This window comes from uncultured Phascolarctobacterium sp., from assembly GCF_905212365.1.
Lineage (GTDB): Bacteria > Bacillota > Negativicutes > Acidaminococcales > Acidaminococcaceae > Phascolarctobacterium_A.
The window spans coordinates 1-20,541 of sequence record NZ_CAJMEH010000036.1 but is presented as its reverse complement, the minus strand read 5'-3'; the positions used below and the strand labels follow the sequence as shown (position 1 = coordinate 20,541).

The window sequence follows — 20,541 nt, the reverse complement described above, 5'->3', positions numbered from 1 at the left end:
AAGCTGTCCGTCCCGGCGGCCGCAGCCAGCTCCTCCATCGTGCGCAAAAAGCGCGCCCGCGCCAAAACAGACGCCGCTGCCACCGCCAAATCGCTTTCCGCCTTGGGCTGCTGCCGCACCTGACAGCCGGGAAAGCGCCGGGACAACTCCCGCACGTTGACGGTAGAAGTAGTAAACTGGTCGATAAGCGCCCGGCCGCAATCGGAATGGCTGGCTTAGAGCCGCTACATGACCGTAGCCCAGCAACTGGTTCAGCTTGCCGCCCTCCGCCGCCACCTGTTCGTAGCGCAAATTATAAGCTCTGGGCTTCAGCTCCAGCACGCTGTAATCCACAGCCGCAGCCTTAATGGCATCCTCCAGCTCCAAAATTTTTTTATCCGTCAGCAGCTTGCAGTCCTTTACTCCGGCAGCACGCAGCTTACCGACAGTCGCAGCGTCCACGATGACCGCAGCCACCACCAGACTGCCGAAAAAATCTCCCTTGCCCGATTCATCGCTCCCGGCCCATAAGCCGTCAGCCGCAAGCTTGGCGGCAGGCGCAGACTGATTCGCTACGTTATCTGCCTCGCCGTTTACGGCGGCCTGCACTTTAGCTATTAAAGCGCTGGCGCCGCTGTAAACTAAATTCAGGCCCTTTTTGCCATTATAAATATTCAGCGTCATCTTCGCGCCGCTCTGCTCCACTACCAGCTGATGCCCGTAATTGATGGGCTTTTCCCGCGCAACGCCGGCTACAGCGCTTATCTTGGTGCGAATCTGCTGCAAATAGGCGGAAAACTCCGCTTCCGTCAATTTATTCATAGTCAGCTCCTCATTTATTCGCCCTTAGCGACATAATGCTTCTCTTTCCAATCCTCAAAAAGCAGATAGATCAAGGGCACTACCACCAGCGTCAGCAAGGTGGAGGTCGTCAGGCCGCCAATCAGAACCACGCCCATGGATTGGCGCAGCTCCGCACCCTCGCCAACGCCCAGCGCAATGGGCAGCATACCCAGCAAGGTGGACAGCGTAGTCATAAAGATAGGACGCAGACGTAAGGAGCAGGCCTCCAAAACCGCCTCGCGCAGCGGCAGCCCGCGCTCCCGCGCCTGGTTGGCATAGTCCAGCAGCAAAATAGCGTTCTTCGTTACCAAACCCAGCAGCATCGTAAAGCCAATCAGGCTCATCATATTAGCCGTCTGGCCTGCGACCAACAGGCCCAAAACTGCGCCGATAACGGCGAAGGGCAAAGAAGTCATAATAATCAGCGGCTGGGAAAAGCTTTCAAACTGCGCCGCCAATACCATGTAGACGACGACGATAGCCAGAATAACGGCCTTGGTAATTTCCGCAAAGGAACGCGCCATGTTATCCGCTTGGCCGATCTTTTTATAATTGTAGCCCGGCGGCATATTCATCGCCGGAATATATTCGTCGGTAATTTTAGTAATCAAATCGCCCGGCGAAATACCGACGGTATTGGCGTACACCACAATCTGGCGCTGCTTGTCCTCGCGCTCGATACGGGTCGGGCCGCTGCCATATTCTACGCTGGCAATATCGCCCAGCCGCACGAAGGTGCCGTCGCTGGAAGAAATGCGCAGGTTCATAACGTCGTTAATATCCGTGCGCCTGCTATGGTCCATCTGCAAAATAACGTCGTAATCGTTATCGCCGATGGTGTAGCTGTTGCTGGTACTCTTGCCCATAAAGGCCATTTCCACTTCCTCACCCACGTACGTTGCGTCCAGCCCCAGCTCACTGGCCTTAGCGTGATCCAAGCGGATAATAATTTCCGGCTCCTCTTCCGAATCGGAAATATCCACGTCCGTTGCGCCCGGCGTATTGCGCACCATTTCCGCCAAATCCAGCGCATACTGACGCAGCTCTTTAATATTATTGCCGCGCAGGCCAATCTGCACCGGACGGCTGTCGCCGCGGCCGCCGCCTTGGTTGGATACGACAGTTACCTTCAATCCCTCCACATTGCCGAAGCGGCCGCGCAGCTCGTCCATAATTTCCTGCATGGAGCGCTGGCGCTCGCTGGAGGGTTTCAGGCGGATATCCAAAGAGCCCTGGTTTACAGGGTTACGGGCGTTGCCGATATTCAGCGCTACAATGCGCACCTCCGGCAGGCTGGAAATATACTGCTGCAGCGGCGTAGCCATGTCGACAGTTTTCATCAGGCTCGTGCCGTAGGGCGCTTTAAAATTAACGCTAAACTCACCGGAATCGTAGGTCGGCTGAAATTCCGTACCGACAAAGGGCAGCAGCAGCAAATTTAAGCCCAAGGAAACAACGCCCACGGCCACAACGCTCTTGGGGCGTTCCAGCGCCCAGGCCATCAAATCGTTATACATTTGGCGCACGCTCTGAAAGCCCGCTTCAAATTTATCCAACGTCAGCTGCAAATATTTATTACGGCTCTTAGCGCTTTCCTCTTCAGTCTCCACCTTAATCCAATAAGCGGACACCATGGGCGTAAGTGAAAAAGCGACAATCGTCGAAAACGCCACGGCAAAGGCTACCGTTAGGCCAAACTGCTTAAAGAACTGCCCGATGATTTCGCCCATATTGCCAATCGGCACAAATACGGCCATCAGCGTAAAGGAGGTTGCCAAAATAGCCAGCGTCAGCTCCTCCGTAGCCTTGCGCGCCGCCACGAAGGGAGTCTCTCCCATTTCAATATGGCGGAAAATATTTTCAATAACAACAATCGCATCGTCGATAAGCATACCGATAGCCAGACTCAGCGCCATCAGCGACATATTATTCAGCGTAAAATCCAGCGCCTTCATCATAAAGAAGGTCGCTACGACGGACGTGGGGATACACAAGCCGCCCACAATGGTGGCGCGAAAATTGCGCAGGAATAAATAGGTTATGAGCAGCGCCAGAAAACCGCCGAACAAAATGGTATTCCATACGTCGGCAATATTTTCGCGGATATAGGAGGACTGGTCGCGCACCTTTTCAACAATAATATCTGGCGGCAGATTGGATTTTTTCAACAGCTCCATCTTGGCGTTGACATTATCCGTTACGTCCACCGTATTGGTTTTGGACTGCTTGCGCACGAACGCCATAACGCTGGGAACGCCGTTGGCGCTAGCAAAGGTATCCTCGTCCTCCCAGTCGTCCAGCACGTCGGCTATCTCGCCGATATAAACCGGCCGGCCGTTGTCGTTGGCCACCACAACCTTTTTCACATCGTCGACTGTATTATACTTGCCCACAGTACGCACCGTGATTTCCATGTTCTTACTTTTAGCCTTGCCGCCGGGCGTATTGTAGTTATTTTTATTGATAATATCTCGAATCGTATGGTAGGAAACTCCGTACTCGGCCATTTTTTCCGGTTTCAGCACAATGCGGATAGCACGCTGGCTGGCGCCCAGCACCGTAACCTCGGATACGCCGTCCACCATCTGCAGCTCGTCCGAAATATTATCCTCGATAATACGGCGGATCTCGCCGCGGCTGCGGGAAGCGGAAGAAAACGTATAAGCCACGATAGCGCGGGCATTCAAATCTACGGTCTGCGTTACAGGCTCGTCGATATCATCCGGCAGCGCGCGGCGCACGCTGGAAACCTTTTCGCGCACCTCGCTGGCCTTAACCTGCGGGTCCACACCCAAATTAAATTCCAAAACCGTTTCGCTGTAGCCCTCCAAAACCGTGGACGACAACGTTTTAATACCCGATACCTGGCTAACGCGGTTTTCGATAGGCTTCGTAACCAGCGTTTCCATTTCCTCCGGCGAAGCGCCGTCATAAGTAACGCGTACGCTGACGATGGGCAGATCCACATCTGGGTTCAAATCGACGCCGATTTCCGGATAACAACGGATACCGAATACGACCAACAGCAAAATAAACATGGTCGTAAATACAGGCCGTTTAATAAATGTACCTATCATGCTTATTTACCAGCCTTTTCTATATTTATACGGCTGCCCTCGCGCAACTTGTTCTGTCCCCCGGTAACGATAAGATCGCTTTCCTCCAGACCGCTTAAAACTTCGGCCACCTCAGCGTTGGAATAACCTAAGGTCAACACGCGGCGCTGAATAACGCCCTCGGCGTCAGCCACAAAAACCGTCTGCTGGTCGTCGCGCATTACGATAGCGTGTACGGGAATCGTCAGCACATTTTTCTTGGGCTGAGCCACTAAATTTACATTGGCATATACGCCGGCCAAAAGACCCTCGCCGTTGTCCACGCTGATTTCCGTCGCAAAGGTGTGGGACGGCAGGTCGGCCACCGGCGCAATGCGCGTAATTCTGCCGATAATTTTTTTATCGGGATACGCAGGCAAATACACCTGCGCCTCGTTTCCCACACTGATACCCGCTACCTGCCCCTCCGGCACATGAATAACGGTTTTCAACACGCTGATGTCCGCCACGGCAAAAAGCGGCGTGCCCGACTTAGCGTAATAGCCCTCTTGATAATAACGCTTGGAAATAATGCCGTCGGCAGGAGCAGTCAGCACCGTCGCCGCCGATTTTGATTCCATGCTCTGCAAATTACCGCGCGCCGACTCCAGCTTAGCCGCGGCGTTATCGCGTGCGAAACGGTAATCATCCACCGTCTGCTGGGAAACAGCTCCCGTAGCGTATAATTTTTCATAGCGCCGCACGTCGGTTTCCGCCTTGCGCAAATTCGTCTTTGCGTCAAGATACGCGCCGCGGGCGTTCAGCAAATCTGCTTCCGTGTCCACCTGCTCCAAAATAGCCAGCACCTGGCCTTTAGAAACGCGGTCGCCCTCACGCACATAAACCTTTTCCAAACGGCCGTCAACCTTCGCCGCCACGTCTGCCTGCCAGTCCGGGTCCAGACTGCCGCTGAAGTGCAGCTCCGGAATAATGGTCTGTCGCACCGGATGCCCGGTTTCCACGGCAATAGCACGAGATTGCGACAAACTGGCCGCGCGCTCCCGCTCGTTTTGAATATTATTATAAATGCGAAAAGCAATGATTAAACAAACGGCAACGCAACTGCCCAAAACTATTTTGACCTTACGACTTTGCAAATTCATCGGCGTCACTCCTCATCCACGCTCTAAAAAAATTTATGCTCGATATTAAAAATCATTTCTAACTTATACCAGCTTTCTGAAAACCGGCTTAATGTCTGCTGCGTCTAACTTAATTTATAGAATCACATTTTATATTATACCCCTTTTAGCGGCTGATAAGCAAGAAAAGCTTCTAAGAAAAATGAGAACGAGGCTCAAAGAATTATTCGTAATTCTCTAAGCCTCGTTAATTTAAAATTTTGTGCGCGTGTCAGACTGTAAATGGATGAAAGCCAGCGTACAGAATTTTCCGGACGGCAAATTCTGCAAAAGCTTCTGCTCAAACAACTTAACCGCTTGCGCTTTGCTGATACGCTCCTCTTCTCTGGCCAGCTCAGCCGAATTTGTTAAGCCCAATTTATTTTCGATAGTCATGGTAACACCACACTCATTTTATAGCAGATACTATGTATCTATATATAGTATTATTTTAAATTTTAAATATATCCCTTGCTTCTTAATGCAAAAACCACATCTAATTGGCTATTGTAAGACTTTGGTACATTTTTCATTTTCGTTTCCCAAAATTCCCTAGGTTTAATTTTTTCCAGTTCTTCTTTTGGTATTTCATCTAAAATTACTAAAGCTTGTCTAGCATATTCTGCATTCAAATTAACTTTTCCATTATCTGCTTTAAACAATCCTACAAAAGTTTGTTTTTGGCAACTCTTCTTTCGAGAATTTAGATTGTCAATTAATTTTTCCGCACTCTCTTTCCAAGCTTCTTCAGGCTCTTTTCCTTGTTTAATTAACTCGTATGCCTCAATAGCCACTTCACCATATTGATAAAAAATCATTTTTCTTCCCCTTTCACATACCATCATTTCATATAACATAATTACAACTAGCATAGACTTATAACCATAGACATAACAACTAGTATTTTGATTTTTTCAATTAACAATTACATTCTTAATTCATCATTTCCAATTCCAAATCAAGATACCTCTATATAAATTCGTCCTCTCTGTAATGTTATTATCTTTGAAGTCATCATACGGCTTAAACGCTAACTTGCTACTCTCCTTAAACTTCAAAAATCCTGGATTTTTTTCATACTTATCCGCACTCAAACTTTGTGCTAATATATTATGTTCAATATAATGCTTTACTTTAGCTGAATACGGTTCTTTCCCATAAGAAGCATTAAAACTTTTTGGCAACAATAATAGATCACCAATTGTATTTCTTCTATTTAAAAATTGTCCTTCTTCACTAAATTCATCCTTATGTTCCTCATAAGCATCAGCCCAAATATGTTCTATTTCTATATCTTTTTTATTAAGCATATAGTCTGGCGCACCAGAATTTACAGCTACTATTTCAGTTATTAATGCCAGTAAAACTTTTATCTTTTGCTTATTTTGCTGATTCAAAATAGGAGTATTGGTTAAATCAGGCAAGTCAATAGGATTATTTTCAAGATGACTTTGCAAATCCATTATATTAATATTTCTAATTTCTTTAGCTAATTTATATATATCAGCTTCTAATGCACTTTGCGAAATAATATTTTGATTCCATACACGCCAAGAAAGTAATTTTGTCAAATATTTAGATACTATTTTTATCTTTCTTTCAATTATGTCATCAGAATCCATGTATTTAACTGACGCCATAATTAATGCTGGTTGTAATGTAAAACCATAATCATCATTGACTATTAAATAAAGATATTCACTAGTATTTCTAGAAGCTATCAATGAATATATTTTTCTATATACATATACAAAATACTCTATTTGATTTACAAAATCAAAAAAATTATTACTATTTTCAAGCTTCAAAAGCGTACTATTATCTCTAATCCATCTATGAAACTCTTTGCCTATCCTAACAAAATCTGAATCAGATTTTCCTTGTGTCATATCTTCTGCGTAATGAGTTCTCAAATATACCTTGAAAAACTCAAATTCTGCTTTCGACTTTGAACTTAACTTTATATCTATTAAATTTCTAATTGCTTGATCAAATTTTTTCATAGCTTTATTGCGCAAATCATTTTCTTCATCAATTTTTGCTAATAAATAGCTACGAAGCATCTCTACTTGCGTTAATGACAGACCCCTATCATTCATTGTTTCGAATATTACATATGCAAATTCATCATTATTTGTCCAAACTTTAGAAAAACATACCTTTTCCATTAACCAATATGCAAAAGCTACTGCATTATGATTATCAATATTATCATTCCAAATATCTTTTATTTCTGAATATCGTTCCACCAAATGATGAACAGATGATGTATCACTAACTTTCACATCATAACAACCCTTCATATAAAGCCCTAACATACATTCTCTTCTATCAAGAATATTCAAATTAAATTTATATTCCCCATAGTGATTGCTATAAATCAATCCATCTATTTCATTAGGAAAATTCTCTAATTCACCAAAGGTATGTTTCATATATATTAACAATAAAGTCAGACTAGTAATTCTCTGTTGTCCATCTATAATAGAAAAATTTACATCTTCTTTTTTCGCTAAAACAATTTCTCCCATATAATATGGATCATATTTCTCCACTTCAGAAAGAATATGCTCCTGATTCCATTGCCGCAAAAATTCCAGTGATAAGTCAGATATTAAATCCTCCATATGCTTTTTTGTCCATACATATTCTCTCTGAAAAAAATCTACAGTATATTTCGCATTTAATACTATTTTTAAAGGAAACACTTGACTTTTAACAGTTTTCAATGACATAACAAATCCCTCCCTATCTTAATTATACATTTTCTATTAAAATGTACTCGCTATTCCTAATTAAATATCCTATATTTCTTATTTTACCGTATCCACCGCCTTTCTTCAACAGAAATTCCCACGCCGTTTTAAGCTTTCCTCTCCCATTTCATATGGCTGTTTACAAAAGCTGTTTCTTTGCAACAACGCCAATTCCTATCGTAAAACGCGATACGAAAAGCATATTTGCCATATCCAACGCGGCTTGGAAAACAAAAAAATTTTAAAAATAACTTCTAAGCAAGAAAAAAACTCCGCAGCGTCCCTAAATGGTAACTGCGGAGTTCGCCGTTTAATTTTCAATTACAGATTATTTTACTTCGTAATCAGCTCAATCAGCTTTAAGGTCATCAGGCAGCTTTTTTCCACGGCGTCCATGGGCATAAATTCGCAGTAGGAGTGGAAATTATGCGCTCCGGTGAAATAGTTGGGCGTTAAAATGCCTTTCGTGGAAATAAAGGATCCGTCGGTGCCGCCGCGCATAGTCATATTTTTCGGCTCGATGTTCAGCTCTTTCATAGCTTCAAAAATATGGTCGATGCAGGCCCTGTTATCGTCGCGGATAGCGTCGGCAATATTGCCGTAAACGTCCACAATTTGCAGCTCTACGCCAGCCTTGGGATTTTTAGCCTTCACATAGTCCACAGCGTCGGCAATGAATTTTTTGCGCGCTTCGTACATCGCCTTGCTGTGGTCGCGAATCTTCAAATTCAGCACAGCCTCGGACACGTTGGTCTGCAAGGACTCTACCCAGATGAAGCCCTCGGTGCCTTCAGTATGCTCCGGCGTCTGCATTCTGTCCAGACAGTTGATAACGTCCACAGCCACCAGCGTCGGGTTGACCAGCGTATTTTTAGCGGACATGGGATGAGCGGTTACGCCCTTAACCTTCACGGTAGCGCTGCCGGCGTTAAAGGTTTGGTAGACAACCTCGCCCAGCTCGCAGCAGTCGATGGTGTAAGCAAAATCCACGGGGAATTTGCTGAAATCCATTTTCTTACTGCCGCACAGGCCCACTTCTTCATCGGGCACAAAGGCCAGATAAATATCGCCGTGCAAAATAGTCGGGTCGTTGGCCAGCGTTTCCAGCGTCACCATAATATTGGCGATAGCGGCTTTATTGTCGGCTCCCAGCACGGAAGTGCCGTCGCTGACGATTAAATCGCTGCCGATATATTTTTCCAGCTCCGGATGCTCGCTTACTTTAATGTAGATTTGCTTTTCAGCGTTCAGCAGCACGTCGCCGCCCTGATAATTTTCTACGATTTGCGGATGCACGTCGCCGGATAAATTGACGTTGACCGTATCCAAATGCGCTACCCAGCCCACCGTAGGCACCTTATGATAGCCTGCGGGCAGATTGGACGGCAGGCGGCCGGTTAAAACGGAATACTCGCTGATTTCCAAATCAACTACGCCCAGCTCGGCGCAATCGGCCTTCAGCAGCTCCGCCAGCTGGCGCTGACCGGAAGTGGAAGGAACTACGGGCGCACTCTCGATGCTTTGGCTATTGATAGCGGCATAGCGCAGAAAGCGCTGCGCTAAACGATCCTGCATGGCAGTTTTCATTATCATTACTTCCTTTCTGTTGTGAAAAAATATATTGACTACCGTATCAGAAACTAAAATCTTCTGGGATACACATAATCAGCCTGCAGCCCCAAAGGAATATCCAAGCCCCAGAAAACGTACAGCATAATGGTCAGGCTGATAAGCAGCGCCACGGTATAGGGCAGCATGAGGGAGCTCAAGGTGCCGATGCCGGCGCTCTTAACATATTTCTGGCAATACAAAATAATCAAAGGATAGAAAGCGAACATGGGCGTTACTACGTTTACGGCAGAGTCGCTGACGCGGAAAGCAACCTGAGTCAGCTCCGGCGCAATACCTACGGCCATCAGCATGGGGACGAAGATGGGCGCCAGAATAGCCCATTTAGCCGAAGCGGAGGTAATAATCAAATTCAGCAGCGCTACGAAAATAATGATACCGAAAACTGTAATCTGCGGCGGCAAAGCCAAAGACTTCAAAAATTCAGCGCCGGCAATGGCAATCAACGCGCCCATATTGGAAGCGCCGAAAGCGTACAGGAATTGAGCGGCGAAGAAATAGAATACGATAAGCTGTACCAAGGTCTTGGTAATATCTTCCATAGCCTTGGTCACATCCTTGGGGGATTTAAACTTGCCGACCATCGCGCCGTATACCAAACCAACAGCGCCAGTATAGATAAAGAGCAGCGAAACGATGGACTGCATTACGGGAGCTTTAAAGCTGGCCAGCATGGCGTCCTTATCGCGGAAGATGGAATCGGCGGGCAACAGCAGCGCCACCAGACCCACAACCATAATGAGCAGCACGCCGGAAGCCGCATAAAAGGCGCGGTTTTCTTTGGGCGTTACCGCAGTGTTGGCGTCCTCGCCCACATCGATATCTTTATCCAGCGGGCAGTTTTTCCACAGCCAGGGCTCTACTACGCGCTCGGTAACGTACCAGCAGATGGGAATAACGATGAAGGTCGCGCCAAAGGCGTAGAAATAATTACACAAAACGTTGACCTGATAAGTCGGGTCGATAATCTGCGCCGCGCTTTGCGTGAAGCCCTGAATTACGGGGTCGATAGCGGACGGCGTATAGTTGGCGGCAAAAGCGCCGGCAATACCGGCAAAGGAAGCGCCGATACCTGCCAAGGGATGCTTACCGCTGGCGTAAAACATATAAGCGGCTACGGGAATGATAATAACATAGCCGGTATCGGGGCCCAAATGGCTGAGCATGCCAACCAGAATAATAATGGGCGTAATTAAAAATTTAGGCGTAATGGACAAAATCTTTTTCAGCGCCGTATTGATATAACCGGAACCGTCGGCAATACCAATACCCAGGGTAGCGACGATTACCATGCCCAAGGGAGGGAAACCCGCATAGTTCGTAACCATCTTGCTGAGCAGCGTTACTAAATTCTGCCCGCTGAGCATATTATTGACAACAATTTCCTTGCCCGTCGTCGGATGCACATAGCCAAAGTGCATAGTGGATAAAATGGCCGACAGAACGCAGCAGATAACAAACGCACCGATAAACAGAATCGTAATATCGGGGATTTTGTTGCCGATGCGCTCAATCAGTCCTAGCAAACCGCCGGACTGAGTTTTTTCCTGAGTTGCTTGCATAGGATAAATCACTCCTTTGAATAAAATCGCTTTTAATTATATCATTATTAGTAGAATATTGCAAAATCGATAAAAGCTCCCCAAGGTTTTTATCTCTTGAGGAGCTGCATAAATTTTTTTGTTACTGCGCTGCGCGCTCCACAGCCTCGACCATGGATTTAACGTAATCGTAAACGTGAGCGGGCGCGTCCTTGCCGTACTTTTCTACTAATTTAACGATAGCGCTGCCCACGATAGCGCCGTCGCTGACCTTCGCCATAGCGTTAGCCTGTTCCGGCGTCGCGATGCCGAAGCCCACGGCCACGGGAGTGGACGTAGCCTTGCGTACTTCCTCCACGATAGCTCCGATATCCGTGGTAATATGGCTGCGCACGCCGGTAACTCCCAGGGAAGAAACCACATACACATAACCCTGCGCGATTTTAGCGATTTTCTGAATGCGGTCCTTGGAAGTGGGCGCTACCAAAGGCACCAGCGCCACCTGATGAGGCTCGCTGTAAGGACGCATTTCCTCGCGCTCCTCATAGGGAATATCTGGAACAATGACGCCGTCCACGCCCGTTTCCTCGCAGCGGGTGAAGAAACGCTCAGCGCCGTAAGCGTAAATCGGGTTGGCGTAGGTCAAAAACACCAGCGGTACCTGCGTTTCCTGCCGCAGCTCCGCTACCAAATCGAAAATTTTATCCGTAGTCGTACCGGACGCCAAGGCCCGCAGGTCGGCGCGCTGAATCACTTCGCCTTCCGCCACGGGGTCGGAAAAGGGAATGCCAAATTCTACGATGCCGACGCCGGCCTTAACCATAGCCAGCACCAGCTCCTTCGTCGTCGCTAAATCGGGATCGCCCGCCGTAATGAAACCGATAAATAATTTTTTCTTTTCCGCAAACGCTTTCGCAATTCTATTCATATAAATCAACCCCCATGTAACGCGCGATAGCGGCAACGTCCTTGTCGCCGCGGCCGGAAATATTAACCACGATAATTTTATCCTTGGGCAGCGTCGGCGCCAGCTTCATAGCGTAAGCCAAAGCGTGCGCGCTTTCGATAGCCGGAATGATGCCTTCCATTTTCGACAGGTAACTGAAAGCGTCCACCGCTTCCCTGTCCGTAGCCGCAACATATTCGGCGCGGCCGATGTCGTGCAGATAAGCGTGCTCCGGCCCGATGCCGGGATAATCCAAGCCTGCGGAAATAGAATATACCGGTGCAATCTGACCGTATTTATCCTGCAAGAAATAAGATTTCATGCCGTGGAAAATTCCCAGCGTTCCGTTGGCGATGGTAGCGGCGTTCTTCGGGTTATCCACGCCCAGCCCCGCGGCCTCGACGCCGATTAAGCGCACGTTTTCTTCCTTAATAAAATCGTAGAACATACCGATGGCGTTCGAGCCGCCGCCCACGCAGGCGATTAAAACATCGGGCAGGCGTCCCTCTTTTTCCAGCATCTGCGCGCGGATTTCCTCGCCGATAATTTTTTGGAAGTCGCGCACGATTTCAGGATAGGGATGCGGTCCCATAACGCTGCCCAGCACATAATAAGTATCCTCCACGCGCTCCGTCCATACGCGCAGCGCTTCGTTTACCGCGTCCTTGAGCGTACCGGTGCCGCTGGCAACGGGCACGACCTTCGCTCCCAAAAGCTCCATGCGGAACACGTTGAGCTTCTGCCGCTCGCAATCCTCCTTGCCCATATAAACGACGCATTCCATATTCATCAACGCCGCGGCGGTCGCGGTCGCTACGCCGTGCTGGCCCGCGCCCGTTTCGGCGATAACGCGCTTTTTGCCCATCTTCTGCGCCAGTAAGATCTGCCCCAGTACGTTATTGATTTTGTGCGCGCCGGTATGGTTCAAATCCTCGCGCTTGAGGTAGATTTTAGCGCCGCCCAGATCCTGCGTCATTTTTTCCGCGTAATATAAAAGCGACGGTCTGTTAGCGTACTCCCGGTACAAACGCGCCAGCTCGGCTTTAAACTCCGGGTCGTTTTTATATTTTTCATAAGCCGCTTCCAGCTCCAATACCGCGTTCATCAAGGTCTCCGGCATGTATTGCCCGCCGTGGATACCGTATCTTCCTTTGGTCATTTGTAATCTCCCCTTATCTTTTCTATAAACGCCGCGATTTTCTGCGGGTCCTTCACGCCGTCCGTTTCCACGCCGCCGCACACGTCTGCGGCGAAAGCGTCGGCCTCGCTTAATATTTCTAAAACATTGTCCGCGTCCAGCCCGCCCGCTATAAAATAGGGCCGGGCGATTTTTTTATCTTTCAGCGGCACCGCCAGGCGCTGCCCCGTACCGCCGTACTGCCCCTGCGCATAAGCGTCGAAAAGGAAATAGTCGACAGGATAATTCTCCAAACCGCGCAGGGATTCTTCATTGCGGACGCGCACCGCTTTAATCAAGGGCAGTCGCGTCAGTGCTTTTAATTTGCGGCAGTAGGCCGCATCCTCGTCGCCGTGCAGCTGAATCATATCGATAACGCCAGCAGCCGCCAGCGATAAAATAAAATCCATTTCCGCGTTGACAAAGACGCCCACGGCTTTAATCTGCGGCGACAAAATTTTTTTCAGCCCCCCCCCCTGCCGCGCCGTTACGTAACGCTTGCTTGGCGGATAAAAGTTAAAGCCGATAAAATCCGGCAGCAGTTCGTTGACGCAGGCAATATCTTCCCTGCGGCTCAGGCCGCAAATTTTTATTTTGATTTTACTCACCGCGCAGCTCCTTAATCAGCGCCGCCGGGTCCGCCGCCCGCATCAACGCTTCGCCAACCAACACCGCCTGCGCGCCCGCCGCTTTAAGCGCCGCCGCGTCGCTGGCGCAGGTAACGCCGCTTTCAGCGACAAAAATTTTATCCTGCGGGATTTTGTCACGCAAGCGCAAACTGTTCAACGGGTTCACGCTAAAGTCTTTCAGATTGCGGTTGTTGACGCCGATAATTTCCGCGCCCGCCGCCAACGCCGTGCTTACCTCTTCCGCCGTGTGCGCCTCCACAAGCGCCGCCATGTTGAGTTCACGCGCCTGGCACAAATATTCCGCCAGCTGGCTTGCGCTCAGCAGCGAGCAAATCAAGAGCACCGCGTCCGCGCCGATATTTTTCGCTTCATATATCTGGTATTCATCGACGGTGAAGTCCTTACGCAAAATTGGCAAGTTCACTCTTTGCCGCACCTGCGTCAAATATTCGTCGCTGCCCAAAAAATATCGCGGCTCCGTCAGGCAGGAAATCGCCGCCGCGCCGCCTTCCTCGTAAAGCTGTGCCTGCGCCAGGTAGCGGCGCTCAAAGTCCGGGTCAATTAAGCCCTTGGAAGGCGACGCTTTTTTCAGCTCGGCGATAACGCTGAGTCCGGGAGCGGCCAACGCCGCCTGAAAATCCTTGCCCTGCGGCCGGCCTTCGGCCTCGTCCCGCACAGCGTATAAGCTTTTTTGCTCCTTAGCCTTTGCCACGCGCTTTTTAGCGTATTTTGCAATTTCGTCCAGTATCGTCATCTTGCCACCGCTTATTTATTGCTCAACTCGATAAGCTTAGCCAGCGCTGCCAAGGCTTTGCCGCTGTCGATAAGTTCTGCCGCCAGCTTCACGCCTTCTTCCAAAGTCGCCGCCTTCTCGCCGATGTACAAAGCCGCGCCCGCGTTCAAAAGTACGGCGTTGCGGCGGTGTCCGCGCTCGCCGCCCAGCACGTCGCGCGTAATTTTGGCATTTTCGTCCGGCATACCGCCGCGCAAATCTTCTCTGCGGCACCGTTCAAAGCCGAACTGCTCCGGCGTAATCACATAATTTTTCAACCAGCCGTCTTTAAATTCGCACACCGTCGTCGGCGCGCTCAAAGAAATTTCGTCCAGCTTATCCTGACCGTAAACCACCATGCCGCGCTGAACGCCCAGGCTGATTAAAACCTGCGCCAAAGGCTGCACCAGATATTCGTCGTATACGCCCAAAAGCTGGCGTTTGGGACTGCCGGGGTTCGTCAGCGGCCCTAAAATATTGAACACGGTGCGGATGCCCAGCTCCTTGCGGATGGGGCCGACGTATTTCATCGAAGTGTGGTACTTCTGCGCGAAAAAGAAGCACATGCCGACTTCCTTCAATAATTCTATACATTTTTCCGGGCTCTGCTGAATGTTCACGCCCAGCGCTTCCAGACAATCCGCCGTGCCGCATTTGGAAGAAGCGGCGCGGTTGCCGTGCTTGGCCACCTTCATGCCGCCTGCAGCCGCAACCAAAGCCGACGTCGTGGAAATGTTGAAGCTGTTGGCGTGGTCGCCGCCGGTGCCGACGATTTCAAAAATATCCATATCCGTTTCCACTTTTAACGCATGGTCGCGCATCGCGGCCGCGCAGCCGGCAATTTCGTCGGTGGTTTCCGCCGTCGTGCTCTTGGTCGACAGCGCCGCCAAAAACGCCGCGTTCTGCGTCGCCGTAGTTTCGCCGCTCATAATCTCGTTCATCACGTCGTAGGCTTCGCGGTAGCTCAAATCCTGCTTGTCAACTATTTTTTCAATCGCTTCTTTAATCATGGTATATCGCTCCTTATTTTTTCTTTCGGCTCCCTGCAAGGGAGCTGGCTCTGATATGTTATTTATAATTTTAAGAAATTCTCCAGAATTACCCGCCCCTGCGGCGTCATAATGGATTCGGGATGGAACTGCACGCCGTACACCTGATATTCCTTATGCTGCAGCGCCATGATTTCGCATTTTTGCGTTTGCGCCGTAACCTCCAGACATTCCGGCAAGCTTTCGGGCTCCACTATCAGCGAATGGTAGCGGGCCGCTTCAAAGCCGTCGGGCAGACCCGCCAAAAGCGGCGACTCTTTGACGATGTAAATTTTATCGCTCTTGCCGTGAACAATTTCCGGCGCGCGCACTACCTTGCCGCCGAACGCTTCGCCAATGGCCTGATGACCCAGGCACACGCCTAAAATCGGATATTTGCCGCTCAATCGCTTGATGACCTCCAGGCAAATACCCGCCTGCTGCGGATTACCCGGCCCCGGCGAAATGATAATGTGGCTGGGACGCAGCGCGTCGATTTCCGCAACCGTTATCTTATCGTTGCGCACGACTTTAATATCCGGGTTGATTTCGCCAATCAGCTGGTACAGATTATGGGTAAAGCTGTCGTAATTATCGATAATCAAAATCATGCTTACTCCTCCTCTGCCGTCAGGCGCAGCGCCGTCATGCAAGCGCCGGCCTTATTAACCGTTTCCTGAAATTCATTGTCCACCACGCTGTCGAAGACGATGCCGCCGCCAGCCTGAATATATACGCGGTCGTTTTTCTTGACCATGGTGCGAATCGTAATGCAAATATCCATATTGCCGCCGAAATCAAGATAGCCCATGCCGCCGCCGTACACACCGCGTCGCTCCGGCTCCAGCTCGTCGATAATTTCGCAAGCGCGGATTTTCGGCGCGCCGCTCAAGGTTCCCGCCGGGAAAACCGCCTTCAAAGCGTCCAGCGCGTCCTTGCCCTCGCTCAGCCTGCCCGTCACTTTACTCGTTATGTGCATCACATGGCTGAACCGCTTAATCGCTTTATAATCGCTGACCTTCACCGTGCCGAAGTCGCAGACGCGGCCCACGTCGTTGCGTCCCAGGTCCACCAGCATATTATGCTCCGCAGTTTCCTTGGCATCCGCCAAAAGCTCGCGCTCCAGCGCCAAATCCTCCGCCGCAGTTTTGCCGCGTCGCCGCGTACCGGCAATCGGCATGCTGATGACCTCGCGCCCCACGACCTTGACTAAAGTTTCCGGCGAGCTGCCGGCAATTTCCACATCGTCGTTGTGCAGAAAAACCATGTACTGCGACGGGTTCGTCGTGCGCAAATAACGGTAAGCGCTGAACAAGCTTTGGTCATAGGCAGCGCTGAACTTTTGCGCGTAGACAATCTGAAAAGCGTCGCCGTTTTTAATATACTCCTTGCACGCCAAAACATTTTTTGCATACTGCTCGCGGCTCTGGTTGCTGGTAAATTCTCCCAGCTTCGCCTTTGCCGGCTTAAAGGGCTGCACGGGCATAAAGAGCATTTCCTCCATCGCCGCTATCTCACGCTCAGCTTTAGCGTAATTAACCTCCACGTTATCCGTCTTGACGTTGGCAATTAAAAAAATCTTTTGCTTCAAATGGTCAAAAGCTATCAGCTTATCGAAAAGCATTAAATCCACGTCGGCAAAATCGGTCTTGCGCTCTTTGTTTACGCGCATCTCCGGCTCGCAGTAACGCATAAAGTCGAAGCCGAACACGCCCACCAGACCGCCGGTAAAATTGGGCAGTCCGTCGATTTGCGGCGCTTTGTATTCCGCCAAAATATTGCGGATACAGTTCAGCGGGTCCTGCTCCTTGTACTTCACCGCCGCGCCGCTGATAATTTCCGCGTCGCCGTCGGTAATTTTCAAACGCAGCACCGGGTCGTACCCTACGAAGGAATAGCGCGCCCAATGCTCGCCGCCCTCGATGCTTTCCAGCAAAAAATAATTGCGGCTGCTGCGCCTTACATTAGCCAGAAACGCCAGCGGCGTCAGCATATCCGCTAGGCATTCCTTCGCCACGGGCACCGCTTTGTATTCCTTAGCGTATGCCTTAACCTGTTCCAAAGTTAAATTTAACATTTTAACACCTCATACCAATAAAAAAGACCCGTCCTCGATTTTACTCAAGGACAGGCCATAATAAACTTATACCTGCGGTACCACCTTGTTTCGCCGCCACGCGGCGCTCTTTCGCAGAATGCCAACACATTCCTCACCCTTAACGCAGATGTTACGTTGCCGAATACTCTCGCTCAATGATTTTACAAATCACTTTCAACGATTTGACAGCACCCTCGACGGTCCATTTATCGGCCTGCATCTCTACCCGGCTTTCAGCTCCCCGGACTCTCTGTAAGCGCATCTACCGACTTGATCTCCGTCTCAACGGTTTGCGGTTTTTTGAAGTTGTGCTTATTTTACTACCGGCTACGCATAGCGTCAACTGTTTTTTACAAAAAAGTTTTTTACTGCGAAGATGCAATTCATTTTGTAAAGTAATTTACAAAATGAATTGTACACCGGCAAAAGCGAGCGCGACTTGCCAAACGCAAAGCTCACTCCACCTTCAGCATTCTATACCCCATGCCGAAAATCTTCTTCGTACAGCTCCCGCAGCATTTTGATTTCCGCCGCGTAGCCCGGCAGCTCGTTCGGCGTTTCCAAATAAAAAGGCAAATTGCGCAGCGCCGGGTGCTTCGTCACCGCCGACAACGCAGCAAGCCCGATCGTTCCTGCTCCGATGCAGGCGTGGCGGTCCTTATGGCTGCCCAAAGGATTCAGGCTGTCGTTCAAATGTACGGCGCGCAGCTTATTCAGACCTATAACGCGGTCAAAGCTTTCTAAAACCCCGTCCAGATTATTGACAATATCATAGCCGCCGTCAAAAATATGGCAGGTATCCAGGCAGATGCTCACTTTTTCGTTCAGCTGCACCTTGTCCAAAATTGCGGCCAGCTCCTCAAAGCTGCGGCCAATTTCCGAGCCCTTGCCCGCCATAGTTTCCAAAAGCACCGTGGTATGCAAATCCTTATGCAGCACCGCGTTGAGCAGCGCGGCGATTTTTTCCACGCCCACCTCCGCGCCCTGCTTCACATGGCTACCCGGATGAAAATTATACATATTGCCCGGCAGATATTCCAGCTGCGCCAAATCGCCCTCCATAACCATGCGGGCAAAGTCTAAAATGCGCGGCTCGGCGGCAGCAGGATTCATAGTGTAAGGCGCATGCGCCAGCAGCGGCGCAAAATTATGCTCCGCGCACAGCTGCGCCAGCGCCGCCGCGTCCTCCGGCTTTACCTCTTTCGCTTTGCCTCCGCGGGGATTGCGCGTAAAAAATTGAAAGGTGTCGGCCCCAATGGACAGCGCCGTTTTACCCATAGCTAAAAAGCCTTTACTTGAAGATAAATGACATCCTATATGCAGCATCTTATACTCCTTTACGCAAGCGCGGTCAAACTATGCCCGCGATTTTTTCCAGCGATAATAATACGACCTGCGTCCCGGCAAATCCTTTTTATTTTACAAATTCCTCACTAAAAAAATTTGTCGCCCGCTACAGATAATAGTATACTATATTTAAGTGATTTGCGTTTATTTTTTCTCATTTGGCAGCGAAGCTGCGTTTCGCAAATTGGAGGTATGCATCATGTTTAAAAACCGTAAGGTCGTCATCGTCGGCGCGGGCCATGTAGGCTCCCATGTCGCTTTAGCTCTCATTCAATCCGGCGAAGCCGACGATATTGTGCTCATCGATATTCTGCCGCAAAAGGCCGCAGCCCAGGCGCTGGATTTGGACGACTGCGTCAGCGGCTCCTTATCCGGACGCGACGTAAGCATCCGCGCAGGCGGTTACGAGGAGCTGAACGACGCCGATATTCTCGTTATGGCCTTTGGCCGCAGCCGCCGCCCCGGCGAAACCCGTCTGGATATGTTCGACGATTCCATAAAAATGGCGGACGAAGTGGTTTCCCATCTCAAGACCGTGGATTTCAAAGGCATTATGCTCAGCATTTCCAATCCGGCCGACATTATTTGCGAATATATTCGCCGTGAAATGAACTGGGAGCCCCACCGCTGCTTCTGCACCGGCACCAGCTTGGAAAGCTACCGCCTGCTGCGGGTGCTCAGCGCCGCCACCGGCTAAACGATCATCGTCGGGCAGGAGATCATCTGCATGGGCGAGCACGGCAATTCCAGCTTCATCGTCTGGTCCCGCATTCGCATCGGCACCAAGCCGTTCCTGCAGCTGCGCGCCGAACGCCCGGACATCGCAGTCATCAATTTAGAAGATTTGCAGGCGCAAGTTAAAAAAGCCGGCGATATTGAAATCGACGGCAAGGGCTGCACCGAATTCGGCATCGCCAACGCCGCCGTGATGATTATCAGCGCCATCTTCCACGACCAAAATTTGATTTGGCCCTGCTCCACCGCGCTCAACGGCCAATACGGACAGAAGGACGTAGCCGCAGGCGTGCCCTGCGTTATCGGCAAAAACGGTATCGAAGAAATTTTAGAAGTAGCGCTGGCAGACGAAGAACAGGAAAAATTCAACGCCTCCTGCGATATTCTGCGAGGCTTTTTGGAAAGAGCGGCTTCGCTGAAAAAATAAATTTTATCCCCGCGCATAAAATTAAGGACTGAACTCTGAAAAATTTTTACAGGGTTCAGTCCTTGTTATATTTTGCGGCTAATGAACGCGCTGCGTTTTACAAATTATGCTCTCAGCTTTGCTTTATAAGCCTCGGCCACCTGAGCGATAACCTGCTTCATGCTGGCGTCCACCTCGGCGTCGGTCAGGGTGCGGTCGTCCGCCTGATAGGTCAGGTTGAAGGCCATGGATTTGCAGCCTGCCGCGACCTGCTTGCCGGTGTAAATATCGAACACGCGGACTGTGCGCAACAGCTCGCCGGCGTTGGCGCGGATTACGGCTTCGATTTCCTCGTTGCTTACCTCCAGCGGCACGACAACGGCAATATCGCGGCTCATAGCGGGATATTTAGGCAGGTGCTGGTATTTAGGCACGGCGG

The 20,541-nt window shown here is 49.8% G+C and carries 16 protein-coding genes and 4 pseudogenes; 2 read left to right on the top strand and 18 right to left on the bottom strand.

Features of this window, described 5'->3' with window-relative positions; translation table 11 throughout:
• The 17 genes and pseudogenes from QZ105_RS10580 to QZ105_RS06775 form a co-directional block, all read right to left on the bottom strand.
• Window positions 1–155, bottom strand: a pseudogene (locus QZ105_RS10580) (ribonuclease HIII); the annotation flags it as partial.
• Window positions 156–318: 163 nt separating this feature from the next.
• A pseudogene (locus QZ105_RS10575) lies at window positions 319–663 on the bottom strand (ribonuclease HIII); the annotation flags it as partial.
• A gap of 152 nt (window positions 664–815) precedes the next feature.
• Window positions 816–3,899: an efflux RND transporter permease subunit gene (locus QZ105_RS06845; protein ID WP_293729107.1), complete on the bottom strand. Its 3,084-nt coding sequence runs from the start codon at window positions 3,897–3,899 to the stop codon at window positions 816–818.
• A 2-nt stretch (window positions 3,900–3,901) separates the two neighbouring features.
• Entirely contained in the window at window positions 3,902–5,020 is a 1,119-nt protein-coding gene (locus QZ105_RS06840; RefSeq protein WP_293729106.1) for an efflux RND transporter periplasmic adaptor subunit, read from the bottom strand.
• Between the two features lie 261 nt (window positions 5,021–5,281).
• Window positions 5,282–5,434 (bottom strand): annotated as a pseudogene (locus QZ105_RS06835) (cell division protein); the annotation flags it as partial.
• Between the two features lie 62 nt (window positions 5,435–5,496).
• Window positions 5,497–5,856, bottom strand: coding sequence for a hypothetical protein (locus tag QZ105_RS06830; RefSeq protein WP_293729104.1), 360 nt, complete (start codon window positions 5,854–5,856; stop codon window positions 5,497–5,499).
• Window positions 5,857–5,979: 123 nt separating this feature from the next.
• Window positions 5,980–7,773 carry a DUF262 domain-containing protein gene (locus QZ105_RS06825; RefSeq protein ID WP_293729103.1) on the bottom strand — a complete coding sequence of 598 codons (1,794 nt, stop codon included), beginning with the start codon at window positions 7,771–7,773 and terminating at the stop codon, window positions 5,980–5,982.
• A 354-nt stretch (window positions 7,774–8,127) separates the two neighbouring features.
• Window positions 8,128–9,387 carry a peptidase T gene (gene pepT / locus QZ105_RS06820; RefSeq protein ID WP_366936009.1) on the bottom strand — a complete coding sequence of 420 codons (1,260 nt, stop codon included), beginning with the start codon at window positions 9,385–9,387 and terminating at the stop codon, window positions 8,128–8,130.
• Between the two features lie 47 nt (window positions 9,388–9,434).
• Window positions 9,435–10,985, bottom strand: coding sequence for an AbgT family transporter (locus QZ105_RS06815; RefSeq protein ID WP_293729101.1), 1,551 nt, complete (start codon window positions 10,983–10,985; stop codon window positions 9,435–9,437).
• 121 nt (window positions 10,986–11,106) lie between these two features.
• Window positions 11,107–11,892, bottom strand: coding sequence for a tryptophan synthase subunit alpha (trpA, locus tag QZ105_RS06810; RefSeq protein ID WP_293729100.1), 786 nt, complete (start codon window positions 11,890–11,892; stop codon window positions 11,107–11,109).
• Entirely contained in the window at window positions 11,885–13,069 is a 1,185-nt protein-coding gene (trpB, locus tag QZ105_RS06805; protein ID WP_293729099.1) for a tryptophan synthase subunit beta, read from the bottom strand. Before trpB ends, trpA begins: the two co-directional genes overlap by 8 nt.
• The gene (locus tag QZ105_RS06800) at window positions 13,066–13,695 is read right to left on the bottom strand and encodes a phosphoribosylanthranilate isomerase (protein ID WP_293729098.1); all 630 of its coding nucleotides are present in this window, start codon (window positions 13,693–13,695) and stop codon (window positions 13,066–13,068) included. The genes trpB and QZ105_RS06800 overlap by 4 nt, the downstream gene beginning before the upstream one ends.
• Entirely contained in the window at window positions 13,688–14,470 is a 783-nt protein-coding gene (gene trpC / locus QZ105_RS06795; RefSeq protein WP_293729097.1) for an indole-3-glycerol phosphate synthase TrpC, read from the bottom strand. The genes QZ105_RS06800 and trpC overlap by 8 nt, the downstream gene beginning before the upstream one ends.
• Window positions 14,471–14,481: 11 nt before the next feature.
• A complete protein-coding gene (trpD, locus tag QZ105_RS06790; RefSeq protein ID WP_293729096.1) occupies window positions 14,482–15,498 on the bottom strand; it encodes an anthranilate phosphoribosyltransferase in 1,017 nt (338 codons plus the stop codon).
• Between the two features lie 62 nt (window positions 15,499–15,560).
• Window positions 15,561–16,127, bottom strand: coding sequence for an aminodeoxychorismate/anthranilate synthase component II (locus QZ105_RS06785; protein ID WP_293729095.1), 567 nt, complete (start codon window positions 16,125–16,127; stop codon window positions 15,561–15,563).
• 2 nt (window positions 16,128–16,129) lie between these two features.
• On the bottom strand, window positions 16,130–17,593 hold the full coding sequence (gene trpE, locus QZ105_RS06780) for an anthranilate synthase component I (RefSeq protein ID WP_293729094.1): 1,464 nt from the start codon (window positions 17,591–17,593) through the stop codon (window positions 16,130–16,132).
• Between the two features lie 495 nt (window positions 17,594–18,088).
• Window positions 18,089–18,940: a deoxyribonuclease IV gene (locus QZ105_RS06775; RefSeq protein ID WP_293729093.1), complete on the bottom strand. Its 852-nt coding sequence runs from the start codon at window positions 18,938–18,940 to the stop codon at window positions 18,089–18,091.
• A 220-nt stretch (window positions 18,941–19,160) separates the two neighbouring features.
• On the opposite strand from QZ105_RS06775, the gene QZ105_RS06770 reads away from it, so the two are divergent.
• Window positions 19,161–19,658 (top strand): NAD-binding protein, encoded by a 498-nt coding sequence (locus tag QZ105_RS06770; RefSeq protein WP_293729092.1) that lies wholly within the window; start codon window positions 19,161–19,163, stop codon window positions 19,656–19,658.
• Window positions 19,659–19,688: 30 nt separating this feature from the next.
• Window positions 19,689–20,123 (top strand): hypothetical protein, encoded by a 435-nt coding sequence (locus QZ105_RS06765; protein WP_293729091.1) that lies wholly within the window; start codon window positions 19,689–19,691, stop codon window positions 20,121–20,123.
• Between the two features lie 104 nt (window positions 20,124–20,227).
• On the opposite strand, the pseudogene QZ105_RS06760 reads toward QZ105_RS06765, so the two are convergent.
• Window positions 20,228–20,541, bottom strand: a pseudogene (locus QZ105_RS06760) (phenylalanine--tRNA ligase subunit beta); the annotation flags it as partial.

What these genes read in the sequence shown, in the direction of transcription:
- QZ105_RS06815 (WP_293729101.1), bottom strand. Translation starts at nt 10,985, where the DNA reads ATGCAAGCAACTCAGGAAAAAACTCAGTCCGGCGGTTTGCTAGGACTG.
- trpC (WP_293729097.1), bottom strand. Translation starts at nt 14,470, where the DNA reads ATGACGATACTGGACGAAATTGCAAAATACGCTAAAAAGCGCGTGGCA.
- pepT (WP_366936009.1), bottom strand. Translation starts at nt 9,387, where the DNA reads ATGATAATGAAAACTGCCATGCAGGATCGTTTAGCGCAGCGCTTTCTG.
- QZ105_RS06770 (WP_293729092.1), top strand. Translation starts at nt 19,161, where the DNA reads ATGTTTAAAAACCGTAAGGTCGTCATCGTCGGCGCGGGCCATGTAGGC.
- QZ105_RS06830 (WP_293729104.1), bottom strand. Translation starts at nt 5,856, where the DNA reads ATGATTTTTTATCAATATGGTGAAGTGGCTATTGAGGCATACGAGTTA.
- trpD (WP_293729096.1), bottom strand. Translation starts at nt 15,498, where the DNA reads ATGATTAAAGAAGCGATTGAAAAAATAGTTGACAAGCAGGATTTGAGC.
- QZ105_RS06840 (WP_293729106.1), bottom strand. Translation starts at nt 5,020, where the DNA reads ATGAATTTGCAAAGTCGTAAGGTCAAAATAGTTTTGGGCAGTTGCGTT.
- QZ105_RS06765 (WP_293729091.1), top strand. Translation starts at nt 19,689, where the DNA reads ATGGGCGAGCACGGCAATTCCAGCTTCATCGTCTGGTCCCGCATTCGC.
- trpA (WP_293729100.1), bottom strand. Translation starts at nt 11,892, where the DNA reads ATGAATAGAATTGCGAAAGCGTTTGCGGAAAAGAAAAAATTATTTATC.
- QZ105_RS06845 (WP_293729107.1), bottom strand. Translation starts at nt 3,899, where the DNA reads ATGATAGGTACATTTATTAAACGGCCTGTATTTACGACCATGTTTATT.
- trpB (WP_293729099.1), bottom strand. Translation starts at nt 13,069, where the DNA reads ATGACCAAAGGAAGATACGGTATCCACGGCGGGCAATACATGCCGGAG.
- QZ105_RS06785 (WP_293729095.1), bottom strand. Translation starts at nt 16,127, where the DNA reads ATGATTTTGATTATCGATAATTACGACAGCTTTACCCATAATCTGTAC.
- QZ105_RS06775 (WP_293729093.1), bottom strand. Translation starts at nt 18,940, where the DNA reads ATGCTGCATATAGGATGTCATTTATCTTCAAGTAAAGGCTTTTTAGCT.
- QZ105_RS06825 (WP_293729103.1), bottom strand. Translation starts at nt 7,773, where the DNA reads ATGTCATTGAAAACTGTTAAAAGTCAAGTGTTTCCTTTAAAAATAGTA.
- trpE (WP_293729094.1), bottom strand. Translation starts at nt 17,593, where the DNA reads ATGTTAAATTTAACTTTGGAACAGGTTAAGGCATACGCTAAGGAATAC.